Here is a 15,497-nt window from a genome sequence, read left to right as displayed (position 1 = left end):
TGGGGAGCGGCCCGTATCTCGACTAAGGTGGTGCGAACGCGGCGCTGTCATCGCCGGTTCGTTGGGCCATGTGTCTCCTCAGACGGCCCGTTGCAGCGACGCTCCCACTACGGGCCGAGGCAGCCCGAATATGTGATCGCGACGGTATCGGGCGCCTGGCGTTTCTGCTGTTCCGCCCAGAAGACCTTCAGCAGCGCGGCCGAGCCCTTGCCGCCCGCGCAGGCGCCCCGCGGATGCGGCGGCGGCCGGTTCTCGGTGCAAGCAAACACATGTCGTTCTGCTTTGGCAATGACGATGTTCCTCAACCGAACTTGAACAGGATGCCGTGACCACCGCGCGGGTAGTCCCACTCGATATTCTGGTGGTCGGTACAGAGGATGCGGCAACTGCCGCATTCGAGGCAGCCGTCGGTGATCAGCGTCACCGCGCCGTTGCCTTCGGCCTTGTAGCACGAGGCCGGGCAGACGAAGGTGCAACTCTTCGCGCTGCATTCGCTCTGGCAGACGTCGGCATCCTTGATGTGGACGTGCGGCCGTCCTGCATCGACGCGATAACGGTTCTGGAACAGCTTTTCCTCTACGTTGACGGGTAGGGTGCTCATCGGAAGGCCCTCAGGAGTTTGTAGGCGTCACCCACGATGCCGGAAAGCGAACGGGCTGTGCGGAAGCTCGAAAAAATCTCGCGCTCCTTGCTTTTCTTGTCCTTACCGTCGACCGTGATCATCGTGCGCGCGGCGCGTGCCATGAGGTCGGGGTAGGTCGTGAAGAACTGCGGATTCTGGTGCAGCACGGCCGGCATGTCGCGGTACTTGTGCAGGTCTTTCATCACGAAGCTCTGATCGAGCGCGGCCTTGTAGGCCTTGAGCGTGCCGGCGCGGTAGCCGTGGCCCGCGGCTTTCGCGTGGATCACCGTTTCGGCGGCGAGGCGTCCCGTGGTCATCGCAAGATTCGATCCTTCTCGGTGCGCGGCGTTCACGAAACCGCCTGAATCGCCAACGATCATCCAGCCGTTGCCGTAGACCTGCGGGATTGCGTGAAAACCGCCTTCGGGAATCAGATGCGCGCAATACTCCTTCATCTCGCCGCCCGCAATCAGCGGTGCGATCGACGGGTGCTGCTTCATCTTTTCGAGGAGCGCGTAGGGGCTCGTGCGGTTGGGGTTTTTCTTGAAGTCGCTCAGCATGCAGCCCACGCCTATGGTGAGCGATTCCTTGTTGGTATAGAGGAAGCCAGTGCCCATCATGCCGTCGGTGATCCTGCCGACCATCTCGATCACGACGCCGTCGTCCTCGCCGACGTTGAAGCGCTGGCGGATCGTCTCCTCCGGCATGAAGAGAATCTCCTTGACGGCGAGCGCAACGTTGCCGGCCCCGATCTCTCCATGAAAGCCCGCCTTGCGCGCGAGCGTCGAATTCACGCCGTCGGCGAGCACCACCACGTCGGCATAGACATCGCCGTGCTCGCGGTCGCACTGCACGCCGACCACCCGGTCGCCGTCCATGATCAGTTCCTTCACCGTGGTCTCGCAGAGCAGCAGTGCGCCGGCTTCGCGCACTTTCGATGAAAACCACTTGTCGAACTGCGCGCGGATGATTGTGTAGCGGTTATAGGGCGGCTTGTTGTAATCCTCGCTGCGCACATGTGTACCGACAAACGACGTATCGTCGAGCATCCACATCCGCTGCTCGATGATGTGGCGCTCCAGCGGCGCATCGTCGCGGAAGTCCGGGATGATCTCTTCGAGCGCCTTCGCGTACAGGATCGCACCCTGAACGTTTTTGCTGCCCGGATATTCGCCCCGCTCGATCTGCAGCACTTCCAGACCTGCCTTGGCCATCGTGTAAGCGGCAGCGTTGCCGGACGGACCGGCGCCGACCACAATCACATCGAACTGTGAAGGTTTTCTCATCGTGATTCTCCTCAGGCAGCCTGCTTGCGGCGCCGGGTCAAATGCTCCGCAAAAGCCTGCTTCAGCGCGGGCAACACTTGCAACGCATTGCCGACAATCCCGTAGTGTGCGAAATCGAAGATGGGTGCGTTCGGGTCGGTGTTGATCGCCACGATCACGTCTGCGCTTTCCATGCCCACGCGGTGCTGGATCGCTCCGGATATGCCGGCGGCGATGTAGAGCTTGGGCCGCACCGTCTTGCCGGTCTGTCCCACCTGGCGCTCCCCCTCGACCCAGCCGGCCTGCACGCATGGCCGGGTCGCACCCACTTCGCCGCCGAGCACGTTCGCCAGTTCGAACGCCAGCTGGAAGTTCTCAGGGCTCTTCAACCCCTTGCCGCCGCTCACGATCACATCGGCATAGGGCAGGTTGATCCGGTTGCTGCTCGCATCCGGGATAAAGTCGAGCAGCCTCGTGACGATGTCCGTCTCGATCATCCCCAGCGTTCCATGGACGATGTTGCCGGTGCGTTCGGCGTCGCGCGGCGGCATCGGCATCACGCGGGGGCGCACCGTCGCCATCTGCGGACGGTACGCGAGCGTCATGATCGTGCACAACAGGGAGCCGCCGAAGGTGGGGCGCGTCGCCGCCAGCGCCCGCGACGCGGGATCGATGTTGAGTCCGGTGCAATCGGCGGTCAGCCCGGTCAGCAGGGTCGTCGCTACGGAGCCGGCGAGGTCGCGGCCCATCGACGTCGCGCCCAGCAGCAGGATCTCGGGCTGATGCCGGTTGACGAGGTCGGTCAGCCCTTTCGTGAACGGCTCGTTGCGATAGCCTTGCAAGACCGGGTCGTGGACGATGTACGCATCGTCCGCACCGTAAGTGAAGGCTTCTGCGGCGAACTGTTCGAGCGGTTCATTCGCGCCGCCGAGCACCGCGATGCCCACTCGGCTGCCGAGCGTGTCGGCCAATTTTCGCGCTTCACCGAGCAGTTCCCACGAGACGCTGTGCACGTGTCCACGGTCGTGCTCGATAAAGACCCAGACGCCTTTGTAGGCCTTCAGGTGTTTCGGCAGTTCGAGATTGCGTCCTGCGCGGCCGGCGGGTTTCTTCGCGGGGGCGGCGGGTGCGTTCATGAACCCTCCTTCATCAGCAGGTCAGCTTCCAGGGTAGGATGGCGCGCGAAGATCTTTTGCAGCAGGTTCACCGACACGTCGCAAAGACTCGTTGCGTCGAGGTCGAGCATCTCCGCTTTCTCGCTGCGCGGCGTCGGTCCAAAGACTTTACTGACCACCGTCGGCGAGCCCTTCAGGCCGATCTTGCCAAGATCTTCGATGCCGGCCTGTTCGCAGTTCCATTTGTGCACCGGATAGCCGGCCGCGTGAATCATCGCGGGCAGCGTCGCAAAGCGCAGTTCGTTGGTGTTCTCCAGCATTGTGATCAGGCACGGCAGCGCAGTCCTGAGCACGTGCACGCCGCCCTCGGCGCGGCGCTCGACGGTGATCGTGCGCGCATCGAGAGCGGTCTCGACGATGCGCGACACGTAGGTCAGCAGTTGCAGCCCGAGGCGTTTGGCGATACCGGGGCCGACTTGCGCGGTGTCGCCGTCGATCGTCTGCTTGCCGGTGAACACGATGTCCACCGCCTGCTCCTTCGCGATCTGCTGGATACCCGCTGCCAGCGCGTACGACGTAGCGAGCGTATCCGCGCCAGCGAATGCACGGTCGGTGAGCAGCACGGCGTCGTCCGCGCCGAAGCTGATGCACTTGCGCAGCGCTTCCTCGGCCTGCGGCGGGCCCATGCAAAGCAACGTGACCTTGCCGCCGAAGCGGTCCTTCAGTCGCAGCGCCTCTTCGAGTGAAAACAGGTCATACGGGTTGACGATCGCCGGAACACCTTGGCGCATGATCGTGTTGGTGACCGGATGAACGCGGATCTGCGTCGAGTCCGGGACCTGCTTGATGCAGACGACAATGTGCATGGTCTTAACGATGTGCATGGTCTTGCTCCACCTGTCCGGCAAGGGTGCGCGCGGGCAGCGACGCGCGCAGACTGTCGAGTGAAACGTGCTGCCGCCCATTTGTGTCCCGGAACACCTTGAACACTTTTTCCTGCGCCGGCGTGGAGGTGACGAAGTCGCCGTAAGCCTTCAGCAGCAGCGCGTGATATGACGCGAACAGGGCGGCTTCGTCGCCTTCCGGCAGCGCGTCCTGTTGCTGGATGTACTGAAAGAAGCGCTTGAGGATGTGCAGTCGACTCACGTTGACGACCTTCTGGTCGAACGGAATGCCGAAGAACTGCAGGAAGTCCTCGGCTGAGGACAGCGCCTTGAGTTGCTGGACAAAGCTTTCCATCGCGTTTACTCCTTGCAAGCGGATGAGGATAGGTGTGGACAGAACGTCGGCTCGGCGAAGTACTTGTCGCAGGCGCCGCTGGTGGGGCACGGCGTCGTCGTGCCCGACTGTTCGGATCGCGCGACGCACTTCGTGAAGCCGACCACAGCGCCGCTCATGACAATTCTCCGACGGTGTAGCGCAACTCGATCAGGAAGCGATAGAGGTCGGCGGCGCTGGGCGTTTGCTTGTGCTGGGTGGCATGGTGGCGGATACGGGGCAGCAGCAGCACGAGCAGCTTTTCACTGACGGCCAGGCCGAGCGCGTCATAAGCCCGGCGCACGCTTTGCGAACCCGAATGCTTGCCGAGCACGACCGAGCGTTCGCGACCGAGTTCGGCGGGATCGAAGCTCTCGTATGTCGATGCATTCTTCGCGAGCCCGTCTGTGTGGATGCCCGACTCGTGCGTGAATACGCTGGCGCCGACAATGCTTTTGTTAAGCGCGACCGGGCGTCCTGAAGCCCGTTCGACAAGCCGCGAGATGCTCAATAGCGCGGTCGTGTCGACGCCGGTGTTGCGACCCATGATATGGCGCACGCCCATCACGATCTCCTCCAGCGCGGCATTTCCGGCGCGTTCGCCGAGACCATTGACAGTGGTGTTGGAGTGGGTTGCGCCGGCGCGCAGTGCGGCAAGGGTGTTCGCGGTCGCGAGCCCGAGGTCGTTGTGCGCGTGGATTTCGATTTCCAGATCGACCGCGTCGTGCAATCGCGCAATCGCTTCATAGGTCGAAAAAGGATCGAGGACGCCGAGCGTGTCCGCAAAGCGGATGCGTTGCGCACCACACTGTTGCGCGTGCCGCGCCACGTCGGCAAGGAACGAGGGGTCCGCGCGCGAGGCATCCTCCGCGCCCAGCGAAACCTTGCGGCCGCTTTTGACGGCGGCGCTGATCACGCGATTCACCTGCGCGAGCACCCACGAGCGCGGCTGGCGCAATTTGTGTTGAAGTTGGATATCGGACACGGGAATCGACAGGTGAATGATGTCGGGATTGCAGCACAAGGCCGACGCCAGGTCCGCGTCGGTGAGACGGCCCCAGACCATCAGATCGGCGTCGAGATTCAGCGCGACGATGGTCTGGATGCAATCGATTTCCTCGGCACCCATCGCGGGGATACCGATCTCCAGTTCGGGTACGCCGGCGCTTGAGAGCGCCTCGGCAATCGCGCATTTTTCGGCAACCGTGAATGCGACGCCAGCGGTCTGTTCGCCGTCGCGCAGTGTGGTGTCGTTGATGATCGGATTCGACACGGGAAGTTGTCCTTTAGGCATTTGATCATACGGTTTGCAAGTACTGCGCCATGCACCGTTAGTGCGAATAGCCGCTTGCCGCGGGGCTTTCCCGTGTTCGCTGGCGCTGTGATGAAGCGGTTCCAACGAAGACCTGTCGCGAATGTCCTGTTTCGAACAGCCAGGTGTAGCGATGAACACGGCGCTGCAGAAAGCGATGCGCGATGCGATGGGCGTGGTCAGCCAGGATGTGCGGATGCGGTCGGCGCGATGCAAACGCTGGAGGAATTGGCTATCCATGGCGACGGCGATGCGGGAAGAAAAACACAGGCGGCGGCTATCAGCGCGGCTATGACCGCTATGGCGCTTGAAGAGGCCGCACAGCGCTAAGGACGCATGCCCTCAATGCTCACGCGCGAGCTCGCGCGTATGTGGCGGCAGTTCGATCGTCAGGTCGGCGTTGCGCAGCTTCACGCAGCACGCGAGACGCGATTGCACGTCAAGGCCCCACGCATTGTCGAACTGGTTGTTCTCCTCGTCGTCGGGAGGCGCCAGTCAGTGAGATTTCATGATTGCCTCACACGGAAAACGAACTGCCGCAGCCACAGGTGCTCTGCGCATTGGGGTTGTGAATGACGAAGCGCGAACCTTCCAGGCTGTCTTCGTAGTCGACGCGCGCGCCGGGCAGGTATTGCTGGCTCATCGAATCGACCAGCAGCGTGACGCCGTCCGTGACGGTCTGCATGTCGTCGTCCGCCACCTGGTCGTCGAACGCGAAGCCGTACTGCAAGCCCGAACAGCCGCCGCCTGACACGTACAGCCGCAGCTTCAGGTTGGGATTGCCTTCTTCCTCGATCAGCGAGGCCACTTTCGCAGCGGCCTGAGGCGTGAATTCGAGTAGGCCGGGCATGACGCCGGGTGTGGCGGAAGCCGGTTGGGCGAGCGTTTCCATGGAGGTTCCTCTCAGGCTTGAATGGACTCATTTCGGGTTAGACGAGCAGGTCGGTTGCTCGGCGAGTTACAGGTCGTCGGCTGCTGCGCCTCGAATCGTCTGGCGCGAGCGAAAGTCAGACACGGCCGCCTTGATCGCGTCCTCGGCGCGAGAATCGAGCAGTGGATCTCGATCGGCGGCAATGGCAGTTCCTCGACGATCTGATGCGTGCACAACGTCCCCGAGCGCATGCCGCGCTCGTGGACGCCGCCGTGCAGTTGGCACGCGATCCGCATGCGCGGCCCGAGCCCCACGAGGTCCAGACAATCTCGTCCGGGTCCCCGTTGACGAGCGAGCTGACCTGCTCGCGGGCGAGTTCCACCGCTTCTTCGCCGACCCAGCCGTAGGCATGCGAACGGCTGGCGGGATTGCCGTACATCTCGGTCAGGTAAGGCAGCATGCGTCTGATCACGCACGGATCGACCGGCGTGGTGGCGGCATGATCCAGATGCACCGGGTGGGCGCCGCGCGGATGGAGGCTGGTACTGACGCGTTGGAAATCCGACATTGCAGGCTCTTGAAAGCGGGGTAATGCGACCTTGAGGGCAACTTCCATGCCACTGGATTGTCACGCTCTAGTGGCCTCTTTCAGCTGGGCCGCTGTTGTTTCGCTGTTGTTTTTGAGTCGATGCGCCCGACGAGTGAGGATTGCCGCCGTTCTTTTTGTCGGATTTGTCGTTACGCGCGCGGGATTGACATGCGCGATGGCTGAATCGTCAGGCGTTGAAATGCGCTTACTTCAAACGCTGTGTCTTTGGGTCGATCGTGCGCCTTGCGCTGGTACATCGAAAGCGCGCAGCGCACGAAGGGGAAGTCAACGGTGAACATTCAGGCAAGCGTTGGACGGCGTCTACGAGGTGAGCAAGACGCTGGTTTCGTCGCTCGATGTGGCGAAAGCCTTCCGCGAGTCCCTGAACTATCTTGTGCAGACGATGGAGTGGCGGCGCGCCTTTGTGGTGCTGGCCGAACCGGACGGGCAACTGCGCGGCCGTGAGCGCTACGGGACTTTCGCGTGACGAGCAGCAGCGGGCGACCACACGTTCGCGAAATCGCAAGCCAGGGAAGCCGGAGGGTGAACGCGAACGATTGATCTGGTTTGTGCGGGTCCCTCTCGCTGGTTTAGAACATGCCGTCCGGGTCGTGTGAGATTTGTCGCAACACCGACACGACGCAACGAAAATGTAGGGATACGTCGCGCGCCGGGATCAAACAGAACTGCGAAATATATCCTAACCCATTGATTCCTGGCGTTCTTGTCGAGTGGCATGGATCTGGCTCTATGGCTTGCGCGCGGCCGCCGTTGGTTGCGAGGAGATATCCATGCAAGCGAGTTCAAATGCGAGCGACTTGCCCGCAGCGGCCTATATCAGCATCGGGCAGATTAAACCGCTCGGTGTGAAGATCGAAGACCCGTCCACCGGTGCCGGCTGCGGCACGCACGGTGGCGAGGGTAAGGCCAGCTGCGGCGCGTTGGGTAGTCTCGACGACATGCCGCCGGACATCTGGGAGAAGGTCAAGAATCACCCATGCTACTCGGAAGAAGCCCATCATCACTATGCGCGCATGCATGTGGCGGTGGCGCCGGCTTGCAACGTCCAGTGCAACTACTGCAACCGCAAATACGACTGCGCGAACGAGTCGCGTCCCGGCGTGGTCTCTCAGAAGCTAACGCCGCAACAGGCAGTGAAGAAGGTCGTGGCGGTCGCAAGCGAGATTCCACAGATGACGGTGCTTGGCATCGCCGGTCCCGGTGATTCGCTGGCGAGCCCGAAGAAGACCTTCGAGACGTTCCGGATGCTGCAGGAACAGGCGCCGGACATCAAGCTGTGCCTGTCGACCAATGGCTTGGCGTTGCCCGACCTCGTGGACGAAATCTGCAAGTACAACATCGACCACGTGACAATCACCATCAACATGGTCGACCCGGCGGTGGGCGAGAAAATCTATCCGTGGATTTTCTGGAAGCACAAGCGCGTGACCGGTTACGAAGCAGCCCGAATCCTTCATGACCGGCAGATGAAGGGTCTCGAGATGCTCACCGCACGCGGCGTGCTGACCAAGATCAACTCGGTGCTGATTCCCGGCATCAACGAGGAGCACCTGATCGAGGTCAACCGCGACGTCAAGAAACGCGGCGCGTTCCTGCATAACATCATGCCGCTGATCTCGGAGCCCGAGCACGGCACTCACTTTGGCCTGAGCGGCCAGCGCGGACCGACTGCGCAGGAACTCAAGGCCGTGCAGGACGCCTGCATGGGCGGCGCCAACCTGATGCGTCATTGCCGCCAGTGCCGCGCGGATGCGGTTGGCCTGCTGGGCGAGGACCGCAGCGAGGATTTCACGCTCGACAGGATCGAGCAGATGGAAGTGGTCTACGACCTCGACCGCCGCCGTGAATACCAGCAGCGCGTCGAAGCCGAGCGTCAGGCGCAGCACGACGCGAAGCAGGAAGCGCTGGCTGTCTCTCGCGAGATCGACGTCGCCGACGACATGAAGGCGCTGGTCGCGGTCGCAACGAAGGGCGGCGGCCGGGTCAACGAGCACTTCGGCCACGTCACGGAGTTTCAGATCTTCGAGGTCTCGGCAGCCGAAGCGCTGTTCGTCGGCCATCGCCGGGTGGACCTGTATTGCCGGGGCGGTTACGGCGACGACGAGCAACTACCGTCGGTCGTGCGCGCGCTTCGCGACTGCCACGCGGTGCTGGTCGCGAAGATCGGCGCCTGCCCGAAAGACGAACTGGCGCAAGCTGGCATCGAGCCGGTCGATCAGTACGTCGGCGAATTTATCGAAAAAGCGGTGCTTGCTTGGTTCAACGACTACCGCAGTCGCATCGCCAGCGGCGCCATCGTGCACCTGGACCGCGGCGATGCTTCGATCCGCCAGGGTGCTTACACCTCGTCAGCCTCAGCGGCGTGACACCCCACACCCTTCCAGACAGGACAACAGGAGAGCCTCCATGTCTCTGAAGATTATTGCGTCCACCTGTACGGGATGCTCGGCCTGCGAACCGGAATGCCCCAATGTCGCGATCAGCGACAAAGGCGGCGTGTTCGCGATCGACCCCAAGAAATGCAGCGAATGCGAAGGCCACTTCGACGACCCGCAGTGCGTCGCCGTGTGTCCCGTGGACGGCTGCATCGTTCAGGTTTGAGTCTGGCTCGTGGCCGGGCCGGCCATTCATCCATCAGGAGACTACGCATCATGCTGTCCAACGTAACTGTTACGAGCGCCGCAGAGAAGTTCATGCGTCGTATCGTGCGCTTTTCGGGCCTGCCGGCTGGGGCCGGCTTTCGTCTGGTGGTGAGCGCCGGCGGCTGTTCCGGCTATACCGCGAAATTCACCGCCGAGCCGGCGCTGCAACCAGGCGAACAGGAACTCGACATCAACGGCCTGCGCGTATTCCTGCCGGCTGAGAGCCGGCTGATGCTCGAAGGCATAACGATCGATTTCGCCGACAGGCTAACCCAGTCCGGCCTGATCTTCTTCAATCCGAACCAGGCCGCTTGTGGTTGCAGTAGTAGTGCGGAGTCGGCGCCGCCGGGCGTGGCGACCATCGATGTCAGCGCGATTGGCCGCGGGCGGCCGCCGCTGCCGCGTCAGATCTCCTGAAGAGGAGCGATGGCGATGGAGTCCGGCGACCGTGCCCTCGACGACGTAATGACCGCGTTTGCGCAGAGCGCGATTGGCGGCGGCTTGCCGTCGGGCGTCAATGCATTGATCGCCGAGGCGGGTCGGTTGCGCGAGCGCCCCGGCGAGGCGCTCGCGCTGTTGCAACGCGCCCGCGCCGCCGCGCCGCGCCATCCGGTGCCGTTGATCGCGCTGTACCGCTTTTACTTCTACGACCATCAATTGGCGCAGGCGCGTGCGATCGGCGAAGACGCGCTGGCGGTCGCCCGCACCGCGCTGGGCTCAGATTTCGGCGATGAACCGCATGCGGCCGCGATCGTGACCACGCGTTATGACGCGGCCGCGCGTTTTTATCTGTTCACGCTGAAGGGCCTCGCGTACCTCAACATGCGTCTCGGCGACTTTGAAGAAGCGCGCATGCGACTGCGCGAATTGCGCCGGCTCGATCCCGAAGACCGGGTGGGGGGCGCGCTGCTTTCGCAGGTCTTGGATCGTCATGAGTCCGGCGTCGGGTCCGACGATGCAATGGATGCGCTGAGTGCATATCCGACGCGCGGCTGGACGGGGACGAAACCATGAGCGTACAGAACGTGCGCGTACCAGGCGGCGACATTGCACCGCGCCACTGGCAGGGCGGCCCGCTCGACTGCGCCGGCTGCGGGTGCGTGCGGTTGCGCGAGTTGCCGGCGGAGCACGATTGCGGGCCAGCGAGTCACGCCGGTGTGTTTTGTCTGCCGGCATTGCTCGGCGACCCGGACGAGATGGTCCGGCTGCAGCTCGCGTTGCGATTGCCGCAGGCGCAACTGGCACGCCTGATCCACGATCCGCATCGCGAGGTGCGGATTCGCGTGGCGCAGCGCCTGTCGCCTGCTGCATTGATCGGCATGCGGGGCGATGCCGACTACGGCGTGCGTGAATGGGTGGCGCGGCGTCTGCCGCTCGCGCTGCTGCCGCAGATGATCGGCGACCCTGATCGCGGAGTCCGGATGCGACTGGCCGAGCGTCTTGAGATGCCCGCGCTGCTGCGTATTGCCGACGACAGCGAGGCCGAGGTACGCCGCATCGTTGCCGAGCGTCTGCCCGCGACGCTGCTATCGCGCCTCGCGTTCGATCCCGATTGGCGAGTGCGCTGGCAAGTCGCGCGGCGCGCCGCTGGCGAAATCGTGGCGTCGCTGATGGATGACGCGGACGAAGAGGTGCGCGCGCTCGCGCGGCAGCGCCGGCAGTCGGGCGAGGTCGCGAACCTGATGACCACCGGACAGACGCAACGATCAGCAGGAGTGAAGCATGGCTGACATCAACCGCGATGACGACCTGATCGAGGTCGCGTTTCCCCCGCGCTTCAACTACGGCGAGCGCGTGATCGCACGCGCGGTGATCCGCAACGACGGCACCTACAACGGCAAGGACATCGGCGAAGTGCTGGTGAACAAGGGCGAGATTGGCTACGTCACCAGCATCGACACCTTCCTTCAGCAGTTCTATATCTACGCGGTGTATTTCGTCGAGAGCGGCCACCGTGTCGGCATGCGCGCGAAAGAGCTATGCACGCTCGACAACCTGCCGGACGACGTGCTGCAAGGCTTGGGCGAGCGGGCCGAAGCGCTGCACAAGATCGGCACGCGGGTCCAGCCGGAAACGTCGCAACCGCAGGAGCCGTCAGCATGAGTATCGAACCGGTTCAGCCTGCTTATCAGTGGGGCATGCGCGTGATCGCGCTGGATGACCTGTGCAACGACGGCAGCTTTCCGGAGCGCGGCCAGGACGATTGTCTGGCCGAGGCGGGTACGGTCGGCGAAATCGTCAACGTCGGCCAGGTGATTGAGAGCGGCGAGCCGGTCTATCTGGTGGAGTTCGGCAACTGTGTCGTCGGATGCACGGAGAATGAAATTGCGCCCGCACCCGCCGGCCTGCTACCCGAAGAAGGAGCCATGTCATGACGGTTCAGGCGAGCGCGCCAGAAGCGGCGGCGCCGCGCGACGGTTTGCGCGCGGGCCGCCCTTTCGACCTGACCCAGCGCCAGATCGAGCAAGCGTTGCGCGAGCGTACCCGCTACCGCTATGTGGTGCCGCGCGTGCTGCGCGATGGGCCGGGGTTCCGTGTCGAGAGTCCGTGCTGCTCCCGCAATGTCGACGCGAATGGCGGGCTGATCGACATAGCCTGGCTCACGCGCGATGAAGACGGTATGTGGCACCTGAGCGCGCGCGATCATGCATCGCACCGATGGATGCCCCAGCATGAGAGCACCGGCCTGGCCGAGTTGCTGGACACGCTGTGCATCGATTGCGAATGCGTGTTCTGGCCGTGAAGCAAACTAACGGAGCCGGGCGACGATCTATGGTGTGCCGCGCGATGAGGCGCTGGCGGCGGTGCGGCTGTCGCTCGGCGAAATCACTACGGCGCAGGACATTGAGTACGTGCTCGCCCATCTGCCGCGGTTGCTTCGTCCACTGCTGGAGGAAGCAGCGCATCCCGCTTGAACCTGGTTTGAACCTGTCATCAACCTCCGGAGTCCGCAACCATGAAAGTCATGATCCGCAAGGACAGCAAGGGCGCGCTGAGCGCCTACGTGCCAAAGAAGGACCTGGAGGAGCCCATTGTCGCGATGGCGCAGCCCGGGATGTGGGGCGGTCTCGTCACGCTCGCGAACGGCTGGCAACTCGAATTGCCCGCGATGGCCGACGATACGCCACTGCCCATCACGGTCGAAGCGCGGCGTATTGCGGGCGTGGAGGAGTGAGATGAGCCTGAACGCCGAGCAATTGGACTTCGCGGCGGACCTGCTCCGCACGGCACCGACGCTACGCGACGCCGCCGCGCAATGGCACGAACGTTATCCCGAGGTGCGCACAATGCATGTCAGCGCAACGGCGATGCGCGACGAGACAGCAGCGCTCCGGTTCGGTGTGCGCAGTATCTATTTCGCGATATCGGCCGGGTATTACAGGACCATCACGCGGCGGCCTGAAGAGGCCGATGCGTTGATCCTGACTGAGGACAAGGCGCATGGAAATCGATGAGATCGCGTTGAGCGAACCGGCTTGCGCGGCGCGCGAGATCGATCTCGTCAACGCGGTGCTGCAATCCTCGCGTTGGAGCGACGGGCCGATGCTTGATTCGTTCGAGCGCGCGTTTGCGGGCTGGGTTGGCCGGGAGCATGCGGTCGCGGTCGCGAGCGGCACGCTCGCCACCTGGATTGCGTTGCGCGCGACGGGGATCGGCCCGGGAGACGAGGTGGTCTGCGCGTCGCACACGTGGCATCAGGTGGCGCAGGCGATCACGCTGGCGGGAGCCGTGCCGGTGTTCGCCGACATCGACTACTGGAGCGGTTGTCTGAGCGCCGAAAAAGCCGCGCAGAAGATCGGCCCTCGCACGCGCGCGATCCTCGCCGGCAATACCAACGGCCACCCGGCCGCGTGGGCGCTGCTGCGCGAACTGGCCGACGCGCAGCGCTTGCGGCTGATCGAAGACAGTACTGAGGCGTTGGGCTCGCGCTACCGGGGCCGCAACGTCGGCTGTTTCGGCGACGTATCAGTGTTCGACTTCTCCAGCCCGTCCGCGCTGTGCACAGGAGCGGGCGGCATGCTCGTCACCGACGATGACGAACTCGTCCATGAACTGCGCTATCTGCGCGAGCGGCGCGTCACGGACCGCGCGTCCGTCTCGGTCGGCTCGCGGGTGCCGCTGCAGGCGGGCATCAGTGATCTGACCGCCGCGCTCGGTCTCGCGCAACTGGCCGAACTCGACACGCGCCTCGCGCAGCGAAAGCAGGTCGAGACCTGGTATCACGAAGAGATGCAAAGCTTCGAAGGGATCAAGCCGGCCTACGTGGCCGAGGACGTCGAAGAAGTGCACTGGATGCTCTATGTTGTGCATTTGGGCAAGCGTTTTACGCAGAGCGCGCGCGCCCAGATGATCGACGACATGAAATCTTGCGGCATTGAGACGGTGGCCTACAGCCATCCGCTGCATCAGCAGTTCCACTACATGAACTCGGGCGATGCGATCGGCCGCAAGAGCGGCCTGTTGCCCGACACCGAGCGCATCGGCGATCGCGCGCTGGCGCTGCCGCTGCACACGCTGCTCGACACCGACCAGGTCAGGTACATCGTCAAGACGCTGAAAGACACCGCGACCAACGTGGGCGCCGGCGCTGCCATTTATCTGTGAGGCGCACTGCATAACCGTTTCAGTCCAGACCATCGCCGAACGCCTGCGGGCGGCGTCATTCCGCACCTGGGACCGGCGCTGCTCGCGCTGTGCCCCGACACGGCCGTCCCTGCCACGCCGCTCGCGCTCGCCGAAATCATCACGGCCAAGGTCAGCGTGCTGCACAAGATCCGCACCCGGCTGACCCAGGCGGCGCAGTTCATCGAAAACTTCAAGCATCGCAAGTCGCTGGTGAGCGTCATGAATGAGGCCTTCGCCATGACGCCGACGCCGTCGGCACTGCATTGCGCGCTGGCGCAGGCGCGGCCGCAGGGCGGCTGGGCGCAGTTGCAGGGGCTGTCGCAGGCCGAGCATTTCGGCCATTGGTTCGCGGCCTATAGCGCAGACGGCGCGTTGCTGGATGACGTGCCGGCCTCGGGCGCGCTGCTCTACAAGCCGATTGGCGGCCATGCGCCGGCCTCTAACTACCTGGTCTCTGACAGCGACTTCGTCGAAGTCATGACTGAGATCGATATCCAGACGCCCATTCCGCCTGCCGTGCAGGCGTGGCGCAGCGGTCGCAGTTTTTTGTTTCTGGGCTTTGAGCGACGAGATGACCGCGGTCGAATCGCTGGTGGTCGAAGTGGCCATCGTCGGCGCGGGTCTACGCGGCCTCGCGCTGGCGCGCGTACTGCATGCGCAGGACGTTTCCGTCGTGGTCATCGAAGGGCGCGAGCGCGAGGGCGGCCGTGCTGACGCAATGTTGCGAAGCCACGCGTCGATATACGGTCAGATGCCCTTCGCGTGTTCCAGCAGGCTGTCGGCGGTGGCCCGATCCAGCGTGCCGGCCATGAAGACGGTGAGACTGAGTGCCATCTCGTAGGCGCCCTCGAGGTTCATCTACATCGACAGCGCGATTCCCCGTTGGGCTCAGCGCAGCAGCTTGCGGCGCTCGGCCGGCGAATAGTTGCTGAGGTGCCCTTCGCGCGCCGCCTGACGCCGCGCGCGGGAGATGATCGCGCGGCTCTTGCCGGGCGAGGCCGGCGCGCTGACCTGCTTGTCCAGCGCGGTGCCGCCGCATTGCGGGCAGACGGGCGTGTGGCCGGCGCGCACCAGCGTTTCGAATGCGTGGCCGCAGGCCGCGCAGCGGTAGTCGTACAGAGGCATAGTGACCAGATCTCCGTTTCAGGTGGATGGGGCGCAGCGGATCGCCCGTTGG

Annotated in this window: 25 protein-coding genes and 2 pseudogenes; 16 read left to right on the top strand and 11 right to left on the bottom strand. The window is 63.7% G+C overall.

The features are described from left to right. Positions 1-107: 107 nt before the first annotated feature. The 7 genes from OKW37_RS37925 to nifV all read right to left on the bottom strand — a co-directional run bounded on the left by OKW37_RS37925 (position 108) and on the right by nifV (position 5,532). Positions 108-269 carry a hypothetical protein gene (locus tag OKW37_RS37925; protein ID WP_429402232.1) on the bottom strand — a complete coding sequence of 54 codons (162 nt, stop codon included), beginning with the start codon at positions 267-269 and terminating at the stop codon, positions 108-110. 32 nt (positions 270-301) lie between these two features. Beyond that, positions 302-601 (bottom strand): ferredoxin family protein, encoded by a 300-nt coding sequence (locus tag OKW37_RS37920; protein WP_018423212.1) that lies wholly within the window; start codon positions 599-601, stop codon positions 302-304. Next, a complete protein-coding gene (locus OKW37_RS37915; RefSeq protein WP_184053433.1) occupies positions 598-1,908 on the bottom strand; it encodes an FAD-dependent oxidoreductase in 1,311 nt (436 codons plus the stop codon). Before OKW37_RS37915 ends, OKW37_RS37920 begins: the two co-directional genes overlap by 4 nt. Before the next feature lie 11 nt (positions 1,909-1,919). Continuing rightward, on the bottom strand, positions 1,920-3,023 hold the full coding sequence (locus OKW37_RS37910; protein ID WP_184053435.1) for an electron transfer flavoprotein subunit alpha/FixB family protein: 1,104 nt from the start codon (positions 3,021-3,023) through the stop codon (positions 1,920-1,922). Beyond that, entirely contained in the window at positions 3,020-3,868 is an 849-nt protein-coding gene (locus OKW37_RS37905) for an electron transfer flavoprotein subunit beta/FixA family protein (RefSeq protein ID WP_184053554.1), read from the bottom strand. The genes OKW37_RS37910 and OKW37_RS37905 overlap by 4 nt, the downstream gene beginning before the upstream one ends. Before the next feature lie 4 nt (positions 3,869-3,872). Next, on the bottom strand, positions 3,873-4,241 hold the full coding sequence (gene nifW / locus OKW37_RS37900; protein ID WP_184053439.1) for a nitrogenase stabilizing/protective protein NifW: 369 nt from the start codon (positions 4,239-4,241) through the stop codon (positions 3,873-3,875). 154 nt (positions 4,242-4,395) lie between these two features. Next, positions 4,396-5,532 (bottom strand): homocitrate synthase, encoded by a 1,137-nt coding sequence (nifV, locus tag OKW37_RS37895; RefSeq protein ID WP_184053442.1) that lies wholly within the window; start codon positions 5,530-5,532, stop codon positions 4,396-4,398. 111 nt (positions 5,533-5,643) lie between these two features. Here nifV and OKW37_RS37890 point away from each other — a divergent pair, with 111 nt between their 5' ends. Next, positions 5,644-5,901, top strand: a complete 258-nt coding sequence (locus OKW37_RS37890; RefSeq protein WP_184053445.1) for a hypothetical protein — start codon at positions 5,644-5,646, stop codon at positions 5,899-5,901. Positions 5,902-5,913: 12 nt separating this feature from the next. On the opposite strand, the pseudogene OKW37_RS37885 reads toward OKW37_RS37890, so the two are convergent. From OKW37_RS37885 to OKW37_RS37875, 3 genes and pseudogenes are all read right to left on the bottom strand, one after another. Next, positions 5,914-6,066: pseudogene (locus OKW37_RS37885) on the bottom strand (2Fe-2S ferredoxin); the annotation flags it as partial. Between the two features lie 22 nt (positions 6,067-6,088). After that, positions 6,089-6,463, bottom strand: coding sequence for an iron-sulfur cluster insertion protein ErpA (gene erpA, locus OKW37_RS37880; protein ID WP_184053448.1), 375 nt, complete (start codon positions 6,461-6,463; stop codon positions 6,089-6,091). A gap of 292 nt (positions 6,464-6,755) precedes the next feature. After that, positions 6,756-7,010, bottom strand: a pseudogene (locus OKW37_RS37875) (aminotransferase class V-fold PLP-dependent enzyme); the annotation flags it as partial. A 349-nt stretch (positions 7,011-7,359) separates the two neighbouring features. Here OKW37_RS37875 and OKW37_RS37870 point away from each other — a divergent pair. The 15 genes from OKW37_RS37870 to OKW37_RS37800 all read left to right on the top strand — a co-directional run bounded on the left by OKW37_RS37870 (position 7,360) and on the right by OKW37_RS37800 (position 15,161). Beyond that, complete coding sequence (locus tag OKW37_RS37870) at positions 7,360-7,518, top strand: hypothetical protein (protein WP_260335099.1); 159 nt, start codon at positions 7,360-7,362, stop codon at positions 7,516-7,518. A 304-nt stretch (positions 7,519-7,822) separates the two neighbouring features. Next, positions 7,823-9,418 (top strand): nitrogenase cofactor biosynthesis protein NifB, encoded by a 1,596-nt coding sequence (gene nifB, locus OKW37_RS37865; protein WP_184053451.1) that lies wholly within the window; start codon positions 7,823-7,825, stop codon positions 9,416-9,418. A 40-nt stretch (positions 9,419-9,458) separates the two neighbouring features. Continuing rightward, positions 9,459-9,653: a 4Fe-4S binding protein gene (locus OKW37_RS37860; RefSeq protein ID WP_184053454.1), complete on the top strand. Its 195-nt coding sequence runs from the start codon at positions 9,459-9,461 to the stop codon at positions 9,651-9,653. A gap of 50 nt (positions 9,654-9,703) precedes the next feature. Beyond that, positions 9,704-10,111: a HesB/IscA family protein gene (locus tag OKW37_RS37855; RefSeq protein WP_184053457.1), complete on the top strand. Its 408-nt coding sequence runs from the start codon at positions 9,704-9,706 to the stop codon at positions 10,109-10,111. Between the two features lie 15 nt (positions 10,112-10,126). Continuing rightward, positions 10,127-10,708, top strand: coding sequence for a hypothetical protein (locus OKW37_RS37850; protein WP_184053460.1), 582 nt, complete (start codon positions 10,127-10,129; stop codon positions 10,706-10,708). Continuing rightward, positions 10,705-11,424: a hypothetical protein gene (locus OKW37_RS37845; RefSeq protein WP_184053463.1), complete on the top strand. Its 720-nt coding sequence runs from the start codon at positions 10,705-10,707 to the stop codon at positions 11,422-11,424. The genes OKW37_RS37850 and OKW37_RS37845 overlap by 4 nt, the downstream gene beginning before the upstream one ends. Beyond that, a complete protein-coding gene (locus tag OKW37_RS37840; protein ID WP_184053466.1) occupies positions 11,417-11,797 on the top strand; it encodes a nitrogen fixation protein NifZ in 381 nt (126 codons plus the stop codon). The genes OKW37_RS37845 and OKW37_RS37840 overlap by 8 nt, the downstream gene beginning before the upstream one ends. After that, the gene (locus OKW37_RS37835; protein ID WP_071336673.1) at positions 11,794-12,069 is read left to right on the top strand and encodes a nitrogen fixation protein NifZ; all 276 of its coding nucleotides are present in this window, start codon (positions 11,794-11,796) and stop codon (positions 12,067-12,069) included. The genes OKW37_RS37840 and OKW37_RS37835 overlap by 4 nt, the downstream gene beginning before the upstream one ends. Further along, on the top strand, positions 12,066-12,437 hold the full coding sequence (locus OKW37_RS37830; protein ID WP_184053469.1) for a hypothetical protein: 372 nt from the start codon (positions 12,066-12,068) through the stop codon (positions 12,435-12,437). Before OKW37_RS37835 ends, OKW37_RS37830 begins: the two co-directional genes overlap by 4 nt. A 34-nt stretch (positions 12,438-12,471) precedes the next feature. Next, a complete protein-coding gene (locus OKW37_RS37825) occupies positions 12,472-12,609 on the top strand; it encodes a hypothetical protein (protein ID WP_260330635.1) in 138 nt (45 codons plus the stop codon). A gap of 41 nt (positions 12,610-12,650) precedes the next feature. After that, a complete protein-coding gene (nifT, locus tag OKW37_RS37820) occupies positions 12,651-12,869 on the top strand; it encodes a putative nitrogen fixation protein NifT (RefSeq protein WP_007177241.1) in 219 nt (72 codons plus the stop codon). Position 12,870: 1 nt separating this feature from the next. After that, positions 12,871-13,149, top strand: a complete 279-nt coding sequence (locus OKW37_RS37815; RefSeq protein ID WP_184053472.1) for a hypothetical protein — start codon at positions 12,871-12,873, stop codon at positions 13,147-13,149. Then, a complete protein-coding gene (locus tag OKW37_RS37810) occupies positions 13,136-14,299 on the top strand; it encodes a DegT/DnrJ/EryC1/StrS family aminotransferase (RefSeq protein ID WP_184053475.1) in 1,164 nt (387 codons plus the stop codon). The genes OKW37_RS37815 and OKW37_RS37810 overlap by 14 nt, the downstream gene beginning before the upstream one ends. Positions 14,300-14,455: 156 nt before the next feature. Beyond that, a complete protein-coding gene (locus tag OKW37_RS37805; protein ID WP_311541614.1) occupies positions 14,456-15,034 on the top strand; it encodes an SIR2 family protein in 579 nt (192 codons plus the stop codon). After that, positions 14,922-15,161, top strand: a complete 240-nt coding sequence (locus OKW37_RS37800; protein ID WP_311541615.1) for an NAD(P)-binding protein — start codon at positions 14,922-14,924, stop codon at positions 15,159-15,161. Before OKW37_RS37805 ends, OKW37_RS37800 begins: the two co-directional genes overlap by 113 nt. 47 nt (positions 15,162-15,208) lie before the next feature. Here the strand turns inward: OKW37_RS37800 and OKW37_RS37795 are convergent, their stop codons facing one another. Then, on the bottom strand, positions 15,209-15,445 hold the full coding sequence (locus OKW37_RS37795; protein ID WP_090811320.1) for an FmdB family zinc ribbon protein: 237 nt from the start codon (positions 15,443-15,445) through the stop codon (positions 15,209-15,211). Positions 15,446-15,497: the final 52 nt, after the last annotated feature.

This window comes from Paraburkholderia sp. MM5482-R2 (genome assembly GCF_050436125.1).
Lineage (GTDB): Bacteria > Pseudomonadota > Gammaproteobacteria > Burkholderiales > Burkholderiaceae > Paraburkholderia > Paraburkholderia tuberum.
The sequence above is the reverse complement of the archived record's forward strand: the minus strand, read 5'-3'. Positions and strand labels throughout refer to the sequence as shown.

Coding starts and splice junctions, on each gene's coding strand:
- OKW37_RS37920 (WP_018423212.1), bottom strand. CDS start 601: ATGAGCACCCTACCCGTCAACGTAGAGGAAAAGCTGTTCCAGAACCGT.
- OKW37_RS37915 (WP_184053433.1), bottom strand. CDS start 1,908: ATGAGAAAACCTTCACAGTTCGATGTGATTGTGGTCGGCGCCGGTCCG.
- OKW37_RS37910 (WP_184053435.1), bottom strand. CDS start 3,023: ATGAACGCACCCGCCGCCCCCGCGAAGAAACCCGCCGGCCGCGCAGGA.
- OKW37_RS37905 (WP_184053554.1), bottom strand. CDS start 3,868: ATGCACATTGTCGTCTGCATCAAGCAGGTCCCGGACTCGACGCAGATC.
- nifW (WP_184053439.1), bottom strand. CDS start 4,241: ATGGAAAGCTTTGTCCAGCAACTCAAGGCGCTGTCCTCAGCCGAGGAC.
- OKW37_RS37890 (WP_184053445.1), top strand. CDS start 5,644: ATGAAGCGGTTCCAACGAAGACCTGTCGCGAATGTCCTGTTTCGAACA.
- erpA (WP_184053448.1), bottom strand. CDS start 6,463: ATGGAAACGCTCGCCCAACCGGCTTCCGCCACACCCGGCGTCATGCCC.
- nifB (WP_184053451.1), top strand. CDS start 7,823: ATGCAAGCGAGTTCAAATGCGAGCGACTTGCCCGCAGCGGCCTATATC.
- OKW37_RS37860 (WP_184053454.1), top strand. CDS start 9,459: ATGTCTCTGAAGATTATTGCGTCCACCTGTACGGGATGCTCGGCCTGC.
- OKW37_RS37855 (WP_184053457.1), top strand. CDS start 9,704: ATGCTGTCCAACGTAACTGTTACGAGCGCCGCAGAGAAGTTCATGCGT.
- OKW37_RS37850 (WP_184053460.1), top strand. CDS start 10,127: ATGGAGTCCGGCGACCGTGCCCTCGACGACGTAATGACCGCGTTTGCG.
- OKW37_RS37845 (WP_184053463.1), top strand. CDS start 10,705: ATGAGCGTACAGAACGTGCGCGTACCAGGCGGCGACATTGCACCGCGC.
- OKW37_RS37840 (WP_184053466.1), top strand. CDS start 11,417: ATGGCTGACATCAACCGCGATGACGACCTGATCGAGGTCGCGTTTCCC.
- OKW37_RS37835 (WP_071336673.1), top strand. CDS start 11,794: ATGAGTATCGAACCGGTTCAGCCTGCTTATCAGTGGGGCATGCGCGTG.
- OKW37_RS37830 (WP_184053469.1), top strand. CDS start 12,066: ATGACGGTTCAGGCGAGCGCGCCAGAAGCGGCGGCGCCGCGCGACGGT.
- nifT (WP_007177241.1), top strand. CDS start 12,651: ATGAAAGTCATGATCCGCAAGGACAGCAAGGGCGCGCTGAGCGCCTAC.
- OKW37_RS37815 (WP_184053472.1), top strand. CDS start 12,871: ATGAGCCTGAACGCCGAGCAATTGGACTTCGCGGCGGACCTGCTCCGC.
- OKW37_RS37810 (WP_184053475.1), top strand. CDS start 13,136: ATGGAAATCGATGAGATCGCGTTGAGCGAACCGGCTTGCGCGGCGCGC.
- OKW37_RS37795 (WP_090811320.1), bottom strand. CDS start 15,445: ATGCCTCTGTACGACTACCGCTGCGCGGCCTGCGGCCACGCATTCGAA.